The 14,714-nt window shown below is 59.2% G+C and carries 14 protein-coding genes; all 14 read right to left on the bottom strand.

Annotation, left to right across the window (positions count from 1 at the left end; translation table 11 throughout):
* Positions 1–237: 237 nt before the first annotated feature.
* A complete protein-coding gene (gene lpxB, locus IB248_RS08595; protein ID WP_018858814.1) occupies positions 238–1,419 on the bottom strand; it encodes a lipid-A-disaccharide synthase in 1,182 nt (393 codons plus the stop codon).
* Positions 1,416–2,297, bottom strand: a complete 882-nt coding sequence (locus tag IB248_RS08600) for an LpxI family protein (protein WP_192240713.1) — start codon at positions 2,295–2,297, stop codon at positions 1,416–1,418. Before IB248_RS08600 ends, lpxB begins: the two co-directional genes overlap by 4 nt.
* A 3-nt stretch (positions 2,298–2,300) precedes the next feature.
* Positions 2,301–3,119, bottom strand: a complete 819-nt coding sequence (lpxA, locus tag IB248_RS08605) for an acyl-ACP--UDP-N-acetylglucosamine O-acyltransferase (RefSeq protein WP_192240714.1) — start codon at positions 3,117–3,119, stop codon at positions 2,301–2,303.
* Entirely contained in the window at positions 3,116–3,583 is a 468-nt protein-coding gene (gene fabZ, locus IB248_RS08610) for a 3-hydroxyacyl-ACP dehydratase FabZ (RefSeq protein WP_018858817.1), read from the bottom strand. The genes lpxA and fabZ overlap by 4 nt, the downstream gene beginning before the upstream one ends.
* The gene (lpxD, locus tag IB248_RS08615) at positions 3,576–4,637 is read right to left on the bottom strand and encodes a UDP-3-O-(3-hydroxymyristoyl)glucosamine N-acyltransferase (RefSeq protein WP_062375388.1); all 1,062 of its coding nucleotides are present in this window, start codon (positions 4,635–4,637) and stop codon (positions 3,576–3,578) included. Before lpxD ends, fabZ begins: the two co-directional genes overlap by 8 nt.
* A gap of 50 nt (positions 4,638–4,687) precedes the next feature.
* Positions 4,688–7,024, bottom strand: a complete 2,337-nt coding sequence (gene bamA / locus IB248_RS08620) for an outer membrane protein assembly factor BamA (protein ID WP_025659035.1) — start codon at positions 7,022–7,024, stop codon at positions 4,688–4,690.
* Positions 7,025–7,218: 194 nt separating this feature from the next.
* Positions 7,219–8,352 (bottom strand): RIP metalloprotease RseP, encoded by a 1,134-nt coding sequence (gene rseP / locus IB248_RS08625; RefSeq protein WP_062375382.1) that lies wholly within the window; start codon positions 8,350–8,352, stop codon positions 7,219–7,221.
* A 28-nt stretch (positions 8,353–8,380) separates the two neighbouring features.
* Positions 8,381–9,214 carry a phosphatidate cytidylyltransferase gene (locus tag IB248_RS08630; protein ID WP_192240715.1) on the bottom strand — a complete coding sequence of 278 codons (834 nt, stop codon included), beginning with the start codon at positions 9,212–9,214 and terminating at the stop codon, positions 8,381–8,383.
* Positions 9,214–9,960, bottom strand: a complete 747-nt coding sequence (locus IB248_RS08635) for an isoprenyl transferase (RefSeq protein ID WP_192240716.1) — start codon at positions 9,958–9,960, stop codon at positions 9,214–9,216. Before IB248_RS08635 ends, IB248_RS08630 begins: the two co-directional genes overlap by 1 nt.
* Positions 9,961–10,003: 43 nt before the next feature.
* Positions 10,004–10,564, bottom strand: a complete 561-nt coding sequence (frr, locus tag IB248_RS08640; RefSeq protein ID WP_018858823.1) for a ribosome recycling factor — start codon at positions 10,562–10,564, stop codon at positions 10,004–10,006.
* A 52-nt stretch (positions 10,565–10,616) separates the two neighbouring features.
* Positions 10,617–11,339: a UMP kinase gene (gene pyrH, locus IB248_RS08645; RefSeq protein WP_018858824.1), complete on the bottom strand. Its 723-nt coding sequence runs from the start codon at positions 11,337–11,339 to the stop codon at positions 10,617–10,619.
* Between the two features lie 93 nt (positions 11,340–11,432).
* The gene (gene tsf / locus IB248_RS08650) at positions 11,433–12,359 is read right to left on the bottom strand and encodes a translation elongation factor Ts (RefSeq protein ID WP_025659039.1); all 927 of its coding nucleotides are present in this window, start codon (positions 12,357–12,359) and stop codon (positions 11,433–11,435) included.
* A gap of 242 nt (positions 12,360–12,601) precedes the next feature.
* Positions 12,602–13,369, bottom strand: a complete 768-nt coding sequence (gene rpsB / locus IB248_RS08655) for a 30S ribosomal protein S2 (RefSeq protein ID WP_016553822.1) — start codon at positions 13,367–13,369, stop codon at positions 12,602–12,604.
* A 251-nt stretch (positions 13,370–13,620) separates the two neighbouring features.
* Positions 13,621–14,331: a pentapeptide repeat-containing protein gene (locus IB248_RS08660; RefSeq protein WP_192240746.1), complete on the bottom strand. Its 711-nt coding sequence runs from the start codon at positions 14,329–14,331 to the stop codon at positions 13,621–13,623.
* Between the last annotated feature and the right edge of the window lie 383 nt (positions 14,332–14,714).

Consider the following 14,714-nt stretch of genomic DNA (forward strand, 5'->3'; position numbering starts at 1 on the left):
CATCGCTATGCCCGCTTTCGAAGTCTCACCCGCGTCGCATGCCAGTGCCTGCTGGCTGCAGCCGCCCAAAACATCAAGAAGATCGCCATGGCGCTCACCAAGCCACCCAGACCAGCCATGGCATGAGCGCCAGAGGCCGCCAACTTCGCCCCGCCTCAGAACCCAACTAAAACAACCAACGTCCAAAAAACAAACCCGCCGAAAATATCGACGGGTTTGTCAGCAGTCTGAGCCCGGTCAGAAATGACCGGGCTTTTTCTTTTGGAGAACGTCGAGAACAATCTCTGCCGCATGTTCTCCCGGCGGCTTCTCGGTCTGCATTCTCTGCCAGAGAACGTCGAAGCCCTGCATCATTGCCTGCCGTGGCAGGCTATCCGCTGAAAGCTTCTCCATCCAGCGAGCGAAGCTGCCGCCTCGGACCACGTCGTTGATATACTCGGGCACAACAGCGTAATCGGCGATCAAGTTCGGAAGCGCAGCACTCCACGTTTTGATCTTGCTGGTCATGAGCCTGATGATCCAGTCCGTCTTGTACGCCGAAACACAGGGAACGCCCGTCAAAGCCAGCTCAAGCACGACAGTGCCGGAGGCAGCCATGGCGGCATCGGCCTCCGTGAACGCTCGCCACTTCGCCTCGGCTCCCGTCACGATCTCCGGCTTGGCCGTCCAATCCTTGACGAGCTCACGGATCATGGCTTCGCGGCGTGGCATCGTCGGCAAAATAATACGCATCTCGCCGTTGCGCGCTACCAACTCGCTAATGGCATCGCCAAAGTGTGGCAGCAGCTTGGCGATCTCCGACGAGCGCGAACCCGGCAGAAGCATGACTGTCTTGCGGTCGGCCTGGTTTCGCGGCTTCGTCTGCGCGCGCTGGCGTCGTGCATCCAACAGGTTGGGATCGGCTGTCAAGCGGTGGCCGACATAAGTTGTCGGCGGCCCGCCCAGCTTGCGCATCACGTCCGGTTCGAATGGCAACACAGCGAGCACATGGTCGACATAGGCGAGCATGCGCTGCGCCCGGTATTCCTTCCACGCCCATACGCTGGGGCAAACGTAGTTGACGACAGGCAAGCTGGGCAGCACCGTGCGAACACGCTTTGCGACCCTGTGCGTGAAGTCGGGACTGTCGACGATAATAAGCACATCAGGCTTTGCGGCGATGATGGCCGACGCCGTCTCACCGATACGCCGAACGAGCCGCGGCAGCTTCGAAAGCACCTGGGTGATGCCCATGACCTGAAGGTCGGCGAAATCGAAAAGCGAGCGCAGACCCTGCGCCTCCAGCCCCTCGCCGCCAACGCCGATGAGTTCCACGTCGCCAGGAAACTTTCGTTTCAGAGCGGCGATCAGGTCGGCACCCAGGAGGTCGCCCGAAACCTCTCCAACAACAATGGCAACTCTCAGTGAAGCTTCGCTCACGCCAGCCCCCAGGATGGCAATCCCCTATCCAGTCCGCATACAAAGATACCGGCTTCATCGGCAGCCTTGATGACGGCGTCGCGCTCCAGGATGAGCGAGCGGCCCGCCTCCACAGCCACTCCGGCAAGTCCTGCTCTCTGCAGGTTCTCGATCGTCGAAATGCCGATCGATGGCAGGTCCGCGCGGATATCCTGCTGCGGTTTGCACAGTTTCACCAGCACGCCGTGGCGGCGCTGAGAAATTCGCCCCGCCGACCGCAGCTCGGCGACACGCTCCAGCATGCTGTCCGTGCCTTCCACGCCTTCGAGCGCGACAATGCGACCGCCGACCGACACCGACCCTTGACCGACGTCCAGCCTGCCGAGCGCATCCGCTGCTTCTGCGGCTCGCGCGATGTCCTTCGCATTATCGAGGCTTGGTCGCACAGCGCCCAGCGGACCGACCGATGCCAGCAGATCCGGTGCGATCTCGTGCGCGCCGACGACCCGGCGCCCATTCTCTTCGATCAGCGTGATGACCATCCGCAACACGGTATCGTCGCCACCAGCGAGCAGCGTCCGGATTGTCGACGGTAATTTCACGAGGGTCCTCAGCGTCGGCCGCACTTCGCGCCATTCCGGACGCCGGCGTACACCACCAGACATCACGACGCGGTCGATGCCGTTGCCTTCGAATATCCGACTGAGAGCGGCAAAATCTCCGACCCCGATAACCGCATGGTCAAAGCCTTCCCAAGAGCGATCGGCCTCGTCCTTCAGAGCGATAATAAAGGGATTTTCACCTGCTTGCCGCGCCGCGGTGGCGACATAGGACGGCAGAAGCCCGCTACCTGCGATGATGGCCAAGCGGCCCTTTGCCATGTCACCCGCGAGAGCCAAGCATCACCCTTTCTGTCCCCTGGTCGGAGAGGAAAGAGCACGATCGCTATCGGCTGCGATGAAGTCGAGGATCTGAAGGACCTGCTCGCAATCGGCGTATTCATCCCGGATCACGGCGGCGTTGGCACGGATCGAACCGGCGCCTTCGAAGATCGCCTTGTAGGCGCGCCGCACGGCATGAATCGTCGCCCGGTCAACACCGGCGCGGGTCATGCCAACGACGTTCAGTCCACTCAGAAGGCCCGGATTGCCGTTCAGCATGCCATAGGGAATGACGTCATAGCTGACCGCAGAGAGACCGCCGACGAACGCCTGGCGACCGACACGTGTGAATTGGTGCACGGCACAGCCACCACCAAGAATGACACGGTCCTCAATCGTCACATGGCCGGCGAGCATCACGTTGTTGGACATGATGACGTTGTTTCCTACCCGGCAGTCATGGGCGATATGCGAATTCGCCAGGAAAAGGTTGTTGTCGCCAACAATCGTCTGGCCACCAAAATCGGCAGTACCCGTGTTCACCGTGACGCCCTCGCGGAACGTGCAGTTGTCGCCGACCGTCAAGGTCGTTTCTTCGCCGCCGTGATGGACGCTCTGCGGATCGCCGCCGATCACGGCCATCGGGAAAACGCGGCACCCCTTACCAAGCGTCGTCCTGCCGGATACGACCGAATGCGCCAGCAACTCCACGTTATCACCCAGCACGACCTTCGGCCCGACATGGCAGAAAGGGCCGATCTTCACGTTCTCGCCAATCACGGCGCCATCTTCGACGACCGCCATGGCGTGAATGCTGGCGCTGGCTGCTATCGTGCTCATGCCTGATCCTTGCGAACGATCATCGCCCCGATGTCGGCTTCGGCGACGAGCGCTCCATCAACCTTAGCATCGCAATGGAACTTCCAGATATTACCGCGCTGTTTCTGTTTCTTCACGTGGTATTCGACGCGATCGCCGGGAACGACCGGCTTGCGGAAACGCGCGTTATCGATCGTCATGAAGTAGACGAGATTGCCGGTTTCGCCCTGCTTCTTGGCGCAGATCGCGCCGGCCGTCTGCGCCATCCCCTCGATGAGCAGAACTCCCGGCATAATTGGCGATTCCGGAAAGTGACCGGTGAAATGCGGTTCGTTTGCAGTCACGTTCTTGATACCGACCGCGGATTCGTCGCCATCGATCTCGATAATCCGGTCTACGAGCAAGAACGGATACCGGTGTGGCAGCAGCTTCATGATCTCGATGATATCTGCCGAAGAGAGCGAAGTCTTTGCTTCCTCAGTCATTCTTTTCTCCCGTTTTCTTGCCGCCGGTTGATCGCGCCAAAATCGCGGCCGTCTCCCGTAGAAAATCGTTGATGGGGCGGGCCGGCACACCGCCGTAGCGCTCACCAGCGGGGATGTCTCCGATCACGCCGCTCTTTGCAGCGATCTGCACCCCGTCGCCAATCTTGATATGTCCGTTCAGTCCTGCCTGACCGCCGATCTGCACGCCGTCGCCAAGCACCGTACTGCCGGCAATGCCGACCTGCGAAACGATGGCACAGTGACGTCCGATGCGGACGTTGTGGCCGATCTGGACCTGATTGTCGATCTTCGTGCCCTCGCCGACGACCGTATCATCCATCGTACCACGATCAATCGTTGTATTCGCGCCAATCTCGACATGATCCTGGATGATCACCCGGCCGATCTGAACGATCTTGATCATCCCGCGTGGACCCGGAGCGTAGCCGAAACCATCCTGGCCGATCCGTGCACCATTGTGAATGATGACGCTGTTGCCAATGAGGGCGCAGAGCACGCTTGCGCCAGCCGCGATCGTGCAATTGCGGCCGATCTTGACGTTGGGCCCAATGATAGCGCCGGCGCCAATATGTGTACCCTCGCCGATTTCAGCGTGCGCACCGACCACCGCCATCGGCTCGATCGAAACCTTCCCTTCGAGACGGGCCGTAGGATCAACAACCGCGCGATCCGAAATACCAGGGGCTTCGGAAAAAAGGGCTTCTGGCCGCAGCGCCTTCGGGTAGAGGAAACCACCCGCCATCGCAAAGGCCGCATGGGCATTCTTCGAAATCAGAACAGGCAGATGATCCGGCACCAGCGAGCGCAGCCCCGCGCTGCAAAGCACTGCAGACGCTGCGCATGTCGCAAGCTCGTCCTTGCTCCGCTTCGAGATGATGTAACAGAGATCGCCCGCCTTCGCCCGACTTACGGGGGAAACGGAACGGATCACAACATCTGCATTTTTGGGGTCAGCAAGCTCTGCCCCAAGATACTGCGCCAACTCCGAGAGTTTCACGCCATCATGGGGCAGAAAAAAGCTATTTTGCTCCATCGGCAAATCTCCAGAACGGAATTCGGTTTTACGGTTCCGGACTGCCGATATCAGAATTGGTTGTTTATGCCAAACTTGAAGTGCTGCGTCTTGTCAAAGTCTTCCTTGGCGACCGGAATAGCGTAGTCGACGCGCAGCGTACCGAATGGCGACGCCCACATAAGACCAACGCCGACGGACGCACGGAGTGACGCATCTTCGCCGTTCACAGTATCACCGAGCGGGTCGACATCATTGCCGAACAGCGTGCCAGCGTCGGCGAACAAGGCGCCACGCAGGCCAAAGTCACGCGGAACCAACGGGAGCGGGAACGTCGCTTCAGCCGAGACCGTGAAATAGGTCGTACCGCCGAGCGGATCGTCGTTCGCCCCGGCAATGCGCGGGCCGATGCCCTTGTTTTCGAAGCCTCTGATATCGCCGTTGGTCAGCGTGAACTGGTCAAAGACGTTCAGGCTCTTGTCAAAGCCTACAACATAACCCGCCGAACCCGTAACCGAGCCGATAATGTCAGCATCATCGGCCAGCAGATGGAAATACCGCGCCTTGCCGTAGATCTTATAGAACTGCGAGTCACCGCCGATACCAGCAATTTCCTGCGTAACGCTTGCGTAGATGCCTTCGCGCGGCAGCGTCATGTCGTCAAGCGTGTTGTAGGTCAGCGTCTGCGAAACAGACGACTTTACCCATGGGCTATTCTCAACAAGGTTCTGATACGGCGCAGACAGATCGCTCAGCGAACCCGAGGGATCGTACTTCATCTGCTTGTAGTTGTAACGGAACGTCGTCGCCAGATCTTCCGTGATCGGCGCCGTGGCACGAAGAACACCGCTGTTTTCTTCGTAGTCGTAGTTATCGTTGCTCGACGTCTCGCTGTGATTGAGGTCGAAACCGACAGCCAAACGGTAACCGAGGAAGTAAGGCTCAGTGAAGTTCAGGCCATAGGTACGAGAACCTTCCTGACCACCACCAGCGCTGATCTTGATATACTGACCGCGACCCAGGAAGTTCTTTTCCTCGACCGAGGCTTCAAGCAGCAGGCCGTCGCCGCCGGCCGCATAGCCCGCGCCGATACCGAACGAACCCGTCGACTGGTCCTGCACATCAACCACAACGACAACGCGGTCCGGAGAGCTGCCCGGCTGCGTCGAGATGTTGACCGACGAGAAGTAGCCGAGAGCTTCGAGACGGCGCTTTGCCCTCGTGATCATCTGCTGATTGAAGGCGTCGCCTTCGCTCATGTCGAACTCGCGACGAATGACAAAGTCGCGCGTGCGGCTGTTGCCGCGGATTTCGATACGCTCGACATAGGCGCGCTCGCCCTGGTCAACGAGGTATTCGACGCCGATCGTGTTGTTCGCCAGGTCACGATTGCCGCGCGGCGTTACGCGCGCAAAAGGATATCCAGCGGAGGCGACCTGGTCAGATATCGCTTCCATCGACTTCTGGACTTCCTTGGCGCTGTAGACCTGGCCCTCGCGAGTGCGGACGAGCCCCTGCAACTGCGTGGCATCAACTCCGGGAACCGTCGATTGCACGGTTACGGCGCCGAAATTGTAGCGCGGACCTTCTTCGATATTGAAGGTCAACGTGTACTTGTTGGTCGCCTCGTCGAAGGTCGCGTCCGACGAGATGATACGGAAGTCGGCAAAGCCGCGATTGTAGTAGAACTGACGCAGCGCCTCTTCGTCAGCGCGAAGCTTGTCTTCGCTGTAGACGTCCTTGCGTGTCAGGAACGACAGGAAGTTGGAGCGCTTCGTGTTGATGACCGAAGCGAGACGGCCGGAGCTATAGGCATTGTTGCCAACGAAATTGATAGCGCCGATCTTGGTGCGATCACCTTCGTCAATGACGAAAGCCAGATTGACGCGACCTTCGCCGAGCGGCACGACCTGCGTGGTCACCTGGACCTCGCTGCGACCGGTTGCCGCATACGCGTCCTTGATCGACTGAATGTCCGCCTGGATCTGCGCGTCGTTAAAGGGCCCGGCCGCGTGCGTCTTCACGATCGCAGCAAGCTTGTCGTCCTTGATCTTCCGGTTGCCGTTGAAGACGACCTGGTTGATGAGCTGCGCTTCCTGGACCGTCACGACCAGCGTGCCGCCGGAAACGGAAATCTTGACGTCGGAGAAATAGCCCGTGTCGTAAAGCTGCTTCACAGAGTCATCGATGTCGGTGTTGGAGAAGCTCTGGCCAGGCTGGATTGTGAGGTTCGAGCGAACGGCCTCAGCGCCGACACGGCTGGCGCCGCGCACATCGATGCGCTGAATCACTGCAGCTTCTGCCGTCGTAGCGGAGACGAAAACCGCTGCACCTGCTCCCGAAGCAACAATACCTGCAGACAGCGCAACCGCCGATACTGCGTTCAAAAATCTTGAACCAGCCTTCATTTCACCCATTACCTTTTTTCTCGTCCCCGGCCCCAGGCGTCCCCCGATTCCGGTCACGTGTGTCGTTTTACCCGCTTTTGCCTTACAAGCAAGGGAGCAAGTTAATTTCTGTTTACTTCATTTCAAAGCGTGACGCATTCGCCACTACAGCTTTGAAACATCGTAAATAAATGGTAATTTCCCTCGTCGAGCAATCAACCAATCAAAGCGCTTATATCGTTCCAGGTGGCAAAAACCATCAAGCTCAAAACCATCGCCAAGCCAATGCGAAACGCAATGTCCTGCGCAGACGAACCCAACGGTTTTCCCCTCACGGCTTCAATCGCATAGAACATCAAATGTCCGCCATCAAGTACCGGAACCGGCATCAAGTTCAGTAATCCGATGGAAACAGACAAGACAGCGGCAAGCTGAAGCAAAGCTGCAACGCCCAACGTCGCCATCTGACCGGAAGCCTGAGCCACGCGGATCGGTCCGCCAAGCTGGTCTGGCTTCATATAGCCGGAGATCAGGTTGCCAATATACTTGAAGGTGCCAGTTACGATGTGCCAGGTCTGGATCGCGCCTTCCTTGACCGCCTCCAGCGGCGAGTAGGTCTGTACCCGGAAGTGGCCGACCTCCTGGTTGGTGACGATGCCGATCAGGCCGATTTCGATCTTGTTGCCGAACTGGTCGGTCATATCGGTTCGCGCCGGCACCATCGGAACATCCAGCTTCTGGCCGTTGCGCTCGATCGTTACGACAATTTGCTGCTCGGGCCGAATGCTGACGTAGCGCCGGACGTCGTCAAAAGTCTCGACCCTCGTGCCATCGATGGCGATCAGAAGGTCGCCAGGCACGACGCCCGCTTCGGCTGCAACGCTGCCCGGCTTGACTTCCGCAACCACAGGATCAGCAACCGATCGACCGTAGATCGAGAAGAGAACCGCAAAAATCGCAATCGCCAGGATGAAATTCGCTATCGGGCCGGCAGCAACCGTTGCGGCACGCTTCCACAGCTTCGCACCGGCGAAGGACCGCGCACGATCCTCTTCCGACATTGACGCGAGCTTGTCGTCATCGGGCTTGCTCGATACATCCTCGTCGCCGAAGAAGCGGACATAGCCGCCCAGCGGTATCAGTGAGAGCTTCCAGCGCGTTCCATGCTTGTCGGTGAAGCCGAGCAATTCCGGACCAAAGCCGATCGAGAACGCCAATATGCGGATGCCGCTCCATCGCCCCACCAGATAGTGGCCCATTTCATGCACGAAAACGAGCAATGACAGCACGAGGACAAAGGGCACGATATAGCCCGTCAGGAATGCCAATATACCGGTCAAGCCAAGCATCTGATTTTTCCGCCAGCCTTTGCAGATATTATACGCCGAACAGGGCTGCACCGAGCGACGTTATTTCGCCGCCCTTTATCAGCGAAAAAAGCCCAGCTAGCAAGAACGCCGCAAAGCAGGCGAAAATGAGCCCGTCGACACGGTCCATGACGCCGCCATGCCCTGGAATCAGGTGGCTCGAATCCTTGACGCCGAAGCGACGCTTGATGAAGGATTCGAAGAGATCGCCGCTCTGACTGCATACCGATAGGATGAACGCAACCGGAGCCGCGAGCACGAGGCTCTGCGGAAAGGCAAAATAGGCAACCAGGCTACCGGCGATCACAGCGGAAACGGCGCCGCCAATAGCGCCGGACCATGTCTTTCCGGGAGATATCTTCGGCGCCAGCTTCGGGCCACCGATGGCGCGCCCGACGAAATAAGCAAGAATGTCGGTCGACCACACGACTGCGAATACAAAGAGCATCGCGAGAAGGCCGACGCTATCGGAGCCGCGGATGCTCGAAAGGGCAATTCCCGTAAGACCGGCGTACACGATCCCCGTGGGAAACCAGCGCGATACGCCGGACACAAGCACGAAGCCGACAGCAATCAGGAAGAACAGCACCAGTAGCAGCAGGGAATATCCAAGCGTCCCCGCAACGACGGCCACCGCGATTGCCGCCTGCCCTATCCAACCGATCGCATTGGCGACCGGCTGTTCCGTGGCAAGCTTCGTAATGGTCGACCATTCATAGTAGATCAGCAGTCCGATCGCTGACGACAGCAGGCTGAAGGCAACGCCGCCGTACCAGGTGGCGAGCAGAACGATAACGGCAAGGATTACGCCCGAAATAATGCGCAGCTTCAGCTCCTGCTGCATCAGGTGCCCACTGCCGCAGCCGTCTGTGCCACCAGTCCGCCAAAGCGACGGTCGCGCGACGCGAAGGTTTCCAACGCCGAGTAGAAGATCTCCCGGCTGAAATCGGGCCAATACTCGGGCACGAAAATGAACTCGGAGTAGGCCGCCTGCCAGAGCAGGAAGTTGGAAAGGCGTTCTTCACCACTTGTGCGGATGATCAGGTCCGGATCCGGGATCCCGGCCGTGTCGAGCCGCGCATCGATCAGCGCCGGAGAAATATCCTGCGCCTTCAGCCGGCCTGCCTCGACATCCCGTGCAAGGCTCGCCATCGCACGCGCGATCTCGTCGCGCGAGCCATAGTTGAAGGCGATGATGAGCGTCAGCGCGGTATTCGTCTTTGTGGTCTCTTCCGCATCCACGAGAAGATCGAGGATGTCGCTCTTGAGGCTGTGCCGGTCGCCAATCACTTTCACGCGCACGTTCTGGCGATGCAGTTCCGCCAAGTCACGACGAATGAAGGCTTTCAGCAATCCGAGGAGATCCGAGACCTCCGTTACCGGACGCCGCCAGTTTTCCGACGAGAAGGCGAAGAGCGTGAGATATTTGATCCCGATGTCGCCCGCTGCGCGCACGGCCTCGCGCACAGCGTCAACGCCCTTTCGATGCCCCATCGTCCGCGGAAGCCCGCGCTGCTTTGCCCATCGGCCGTTGCCGTCCATGATGATGGCAACGTGTTCTGGCACAGTCAAAAATGTTCGTTCCGACATTTCCCGTCCGGTTCTTGCAGCCAAGGCGCAGCCGCAGCGCGCCTTAAACCTGCATGATTTCCTTTTCCTTCTCGCCAAGCAAGCGGTCGACCTCAGAAATCGTCTCGTCGGTCATCTTCTGCACACGATCTGATTGTGCCCGGCTTTCGTCTTGGCCAATCGCACCGTCTTTTTCGGCTTTCTTAAGGCCGTCCATGCCGTCACGACGTACATGGCGAATCGCAACCTTGCTCTTCTCGGCATAGTCGTGGGCGACCTTCACCAGCGATTTGCGGCGCTCCTCGTTGAGCTCCGGCAGCGGGATACGCAGGTTCTGGCCATCGATGATCGGATTGAGGCCGAGGTTGGCCTCGCGGATCGCGCGATCGACGGCGTTGACCATCGACTTGTCCCAGACGGAGATGCCAAGCATGCGCGGCTCTGGAACGGTCACGTTTGCCACCTGGTTCAGCGGCACGCGCGAACCATAGGCCTCGACCATGACAGGGTCGAGAATGTTGGCCGAGGCGCGGCCGGTGCGCAGCGATGCGATATCGTGCTTGAACGCGGAAATCGCGCCATCCATGCGGCGCTTGAGTTCCTTGATGTCGATGCCTTCACTCATTTTATTGCTCCCGTCTTGGTAGAAGCTGCGGCAAAGCAGGCCGCCCACTCAATCAGTTATCAGAGACGATGGTCTTGAGGCCACCGCCTTTGAGGATTTCAGCAAAACCACCCTTCTCGTGGATCGAGAAGACGATGATCGGAATGGAATTCTCCCGTGCAAGCGCCACTGCCGCGACGTCCATGACGGCCAGTCCCTTGTCGAGGACTTCCTTGTGCGTCAGGTGGTCGAAGCGCGTCGCCTCGGGATCCTTTTTCGGATCAGCCGAATAAATACCATCGACTTGCGTTCCCTTGAAGATCGCTTCCGCTCCCATTTCGGCGGCGCGCAGCGCGGCTGCCGAGTCCGTCGTGAAGAACGGGTTGCCGGTGCCGCCTGCGAAGATCACGACGCGGCCGAGCGACAGATGGTAGAGCGTCGCGCGCTGCGAGAAACTCTCGCAGATCTCCGGCATCGCAATCGCCGAGAGCACAACAGTGTCGATGTTCAGCTTGCGCAGCGACGTTGCCAGCGCCAGCGCGTTGATGACGGTCGCGAGCATGCCCATGTGGTCTCCGGTAACGCGATCGCCACCCTTGGAGGCAACTGCGACACCGCGGAAGATGTTGCCGCCGCCGACGACGACGCCGACTTCCACACCCATCTGCCGCGCTTCGGCTATGTCAGCCGCAATGCGGTCTGCGACCGCTACATCAATTCCAAATCCCTGGCTGCCCATGAGGGCTTCGCCGGAAGCCTTGAGTAGAACGCGTTTGTAGACAGGCTCTGACGACATCGTGGCTCCTCGTATATTACCGCTGTGTGCCGGATACACGAAGGGCACCGCGTTGTCACGCGATGCCCTTCGGTTTTCACATGTATAGGTCGATCAGCCCTTGGCGACAGCGGCCACCTCAGCAGCGAAGTCGCTCTCTTCCTTCTCGACGCCTTCGCCGAGGAGAAGGCGTGCCATGCCGACGACTTCGATCTTGGCGCCGGCTTCCTTTTCTGCTTCCTTGACAGCAGCGCCGACCGTCAGGTCGGGGTTGATGACGAAAGCCTGCGAGAGCAGAGCAACTTCTTCGAAGAACTTGCGCATACGGCCTTCGACCATCTTTTCGATGATGGCTTCCGGCTTGCCGGATTCGCGGGCCTGCTCGATGAAGACGTTGCGTTCGCGCTCGGCAACGGCAGCGTCGACTTCTTCGGCGCGGATGGCGAGCGGGTTGGTCGCAGCGATGTGCATGGCAACCTGGCGGCCGATCGAGGTCAGGACGGCCTTGTCACCTTCCGACTTCAGGGCGACGAGCACGCCGAGCTTGCCGATGCCGTCGCCAGCAGCGTTGTGGATGTAGGTCGCAACAACGCCGTGCTCGACTTCGAGCTTGGCAGCGCGACGGAGCGTCATGTTTTCGCCGATGGTCGCGATCGCGTCCTTGATGGTGTCGGCGACCGGCTTGCCGGATGCCGGGTATGTCGCGGCAGCAATGGCCTCAACCGTGCCATCGGTGGACAGGGCAACGTTGGCGATGCCGCGAACGAGATCCTGGAAGGCATCGTTGCGGGCAACGAAGTCCGTTTCCGAGTTCAGCTCGACGACAACAGCCTTGTGACCGGCGCCGGCAATGGCAATCAGGCCTTCAGCAGCAGCGCGGCCGGCCTTCTTGTCGGCCTTGGAGATGCCCTTGGCGCGCAGCCAGTCGATCGATGCTTCGATGTCGCCGTTGTTTTCGAGCAGCGCCTTCTTGCAGTCCATCATTCCTGCGCCGGACTTCTCGCGCAGTTCCTTCACCAGTGCAGCCGTAATCTCGGTCATAAGCTTCCTCTTGTCGGTTCAAACGGTGGCCCGCAAAGGCGGTGCAACACCGGATTGAGGCACGAAATGTACCTGTATGTATGACAGCGTGATGAAAGACGCCTCATACGAAACTCAAATGGCGAGAGACTGATCGCCCTCGCCTGAAACGGTCAAGGCCGCCGAACTTTAGAAAGTCGCGAGCGGCCTTTTCCCAATCTCTGGAAAGCATGACGGGCCATCCAGCCCGACTGCTTCTTTTATCAGGCTTCGGCTTCGCCTTCGAGCGCCGGCTCAACCGGAGCTTCGATCGATGCGCCGAGATCGCGGCCCGACGAGCTCTGCTGGCGAGCGATACCGTCGATGGCAGCGCGTGCGATCAGGTCGCAGTAGAGAGCGATGGCGCGCGAGGCGTCGTCGTTGCCCGGGATCGGATAGTCGATCAGATCAGGATCGCAGTTCGAGTCGATGATTGCGACAACCGGGATGCCGAGGCGCTTGGCTTCGTCGATCGCGATCTTTTCCTTGTTGGTGTCGATGATGAACATCAGGTCCGGCGTGCCGCCCATATCCTTGATACCACCGAGAGCCTTGTCGAGCTTTTCGCGCTCGCGCTCGAGGTTCAGGCGCTCTTTCTTGTTGTAGCCGGACTGTTCCGAAGACAGGATTTCGTCGAGCTTGCGCAGGCGCTGGATCGAGTTGGAGATCGTCTTCCAGTTGGTCATCATACCGCCGAGCCAACGCGAGTTGACATAGTACTGAGCGGAACGCTTGGCCGAGTCAGCGATCAGCTCGGAAGCCTGGCGCTTGGTGCCGACGAAGAGAACGCGGCCGCCACGAGCAACGGTGTCGGAGACAACCTGCAGGGCGCGCGACAGCATCGGAACGGTCTGAGCCAAGTCGATGATGTGGATGTTGTTACGATCGCCGAAAATGTACGGCTTCATCTTCGGGTTCCAGCGGTGAGTCTGGTGGCCGAAGTGGACGCCTGCTTCGAGGAGCTGGCGCATAGAAAAATCGGGCAATGCCATGCCTTGTAATCCTTTTCCGGTTGAACCTCCGCAAGGCTAACAGCACCCTCTTCGAGGATGCCACCGGGCGGAACAATCCGGATTTCTCCCGGACCATCCCATGCCTTACGTGTGGAATGCGGGTGGCCTTACCCTCCCTTCCGCAGAAAATCAAGGCTTCCTGCGAAAAAAGCGACATTCGGAGCCGGCAGCCAGCGTGGGGTGGAGAGGATGGGCCGGCAGGCCCTTGGCGTCCACCACCGCGCCAAGCGTCAATCGGACTCGCAGGGCCAGCTTGTCGGCGCGGAGAGACCGGCGGGCAACTTGGTCTTGGCATCCCCGCAGGCAAGATCGACCTGAGCCTGCTCGAGACCAGTCGCGGCAGACAAATCAAGCCCTTCGATCCGCGTCAGAAACATGAAGGCGCGATCGAACGCCACCGGTCCTTCAAATGTTGCCTCGCTGAGGTCAGCGCGAGATAGATTGGCGAGCGAGAACCGTGCGCCCGTTAGAACGGCTCTGTCAAAACTTGCGCGGCCAAGTTCGGCCTTTTCAAAATTCGCACCACTGAGCTTTGCACCATTGAAATTGGAGCGTTGGAGTTCCGCGCCGGCGAACGACGCTCCTTCTGCGAAAACGTTCTCGAAGCCGGATCGATAGGCCTCGATTTTCGAGAAGTTCGCCTTGCCGGCCTGCGCTCCCGTAAGCCATGCCCGCACCAGTGTTGCCTTCTCGAAATTCGTTCCGGTCAGGTTGGTGTGGCTGAGATTGGTCAGGCTGAGATCGGCATCTCCCAGGTTGGCACCCTGGAAGTCGCTCCCTTGCAACATGAGATTCCTCTTGGTGCATTCACTCCAATTAACTCCTGCCGCCGGCGTGCTGCCGCAATCTGCAGCGAGGGCCGGAGGGCTCACGAACAACGTCAGCGCAACCAGTCCCGTTGAAATACCATAGAGTCCACCACTCAAAACACCATGCCGCATCGTCAAGATTCTCACTCCAATCCGACTCTAGCGCCCAAATCAGCACGCCTTTCGAATTACTAGCATAGAGAGGGTTTACTTAGCGACAATCGTCGGCGTGCGCATTCGTGACGGTTCTTTGCGAAACTAGACAGCGGATGCCATAAAAATTGCTGCTCAAAGCCGTGTCCAAGCGTTCGTCGAAGGTTCGGAGGCAATGCGACAGAGCGTTGTCGCGAACCGTGCGGATCTCCTATATGCTTAGCGGCGAGCGCCCTGTCATGCGCGATCTGAGAAGGGACGGAAAATGTCCACTCTAGCGCTTTTAATAGTGCAGGCTGATATTCCCAACGAAGCGGACCGAGCGCCTTTCGACGATTGGTATGATCGCCATATGCCAGACG

It is taken from the genome of Rhizobium sp. RHZ01 (genome assembly GCF_014851595.1).
In the GTDB taxonomy this organism is placed as follows: Bacteria; Pseudomonadota; Alphaproteobacteria; order Rhizobiales; family Rhizobiaceae; genus Rhizobium; species Rhizobium altiplani.

Coding starts and splice junctions, on each gene's coding strand:
- fabZ (WP_018858817.1), bottom strand. CDS start 3,583: ATGACTGAGGAAGCAAAGACTTCGCTCTCTTCGGCAGATATCATCGAG.
- IB248_RS08635 (WP_192240716.1), bottom strand. CDS start 9,960: ATGTCGGAACGAACATTTTTGACTGTGCCAGAACACGTTGCCATCATC.
- lpxA (WP_192240714.1), bottom strand. CDS start 3,119: ATGAGCACGATAGCAGCCAGCGCCAGCATTCACGCCATGGCGGTCGTC.
- tsf (WP_025659039.1), bottom strand. CDS start 12,359: ATGACCGAGATTACGGCTGCACTGGTGAAGGAACTGCGCGAGAAGTCC.
- lpxD (WP_062375388.1), bottom strand. CDS start 4,637: ATGGAGCAAAATAGCTTTTTTCTGCCCCATGATGGCGTGAAACTCTCG.
- frr (WP_018858823.1), bottom strand. CDS start 10,564: ATGAGTGAAGGCATCGACATCAAGGAACTCAAGCGCCGCATGGATGGC.
- bamA (WP_025659035.1), bottom strand. CDS start 7,024: ATGAAGGCTGGTTCAAGATTTTTGAACGCAGTATCGGCGGTTGCGCTG.
- IB248_RS08660 (WP_192240746.1), bottom strand. CDS start 14,331: ATGCGGCATGGTGTTTTGAGTGGTGGACTCTATGGTATTTCAACGGGA.
- rseP (WP_062375382.1), bottom strand. CDS start 8,352: ATGCTTGGCTTGACCGGTATATTGGCATTCCTGACGGGCTATATCGTG.
- rpsB (WP_016553822.1), bottom strand. CDS start 13,369: ATGGCATTGCCCGATTTTTCTATGCGCCAGCTCCTCGAAGCAGGCGTC.
- IB248_RS08630 (WP_192240715.1), bottom strand. CDS start 9,214: ATGCAGCAGGAGCTGAAGCTGCGCATTATTTCGGGCGTAATCCTTGCC.
- pyrH (WP_018858824.1), bottom strand. CDS start 11,339: ATGTCGTCAGAGCCTGTCTACAAACGCGTTCTACTCAAGGCTTCCGGC.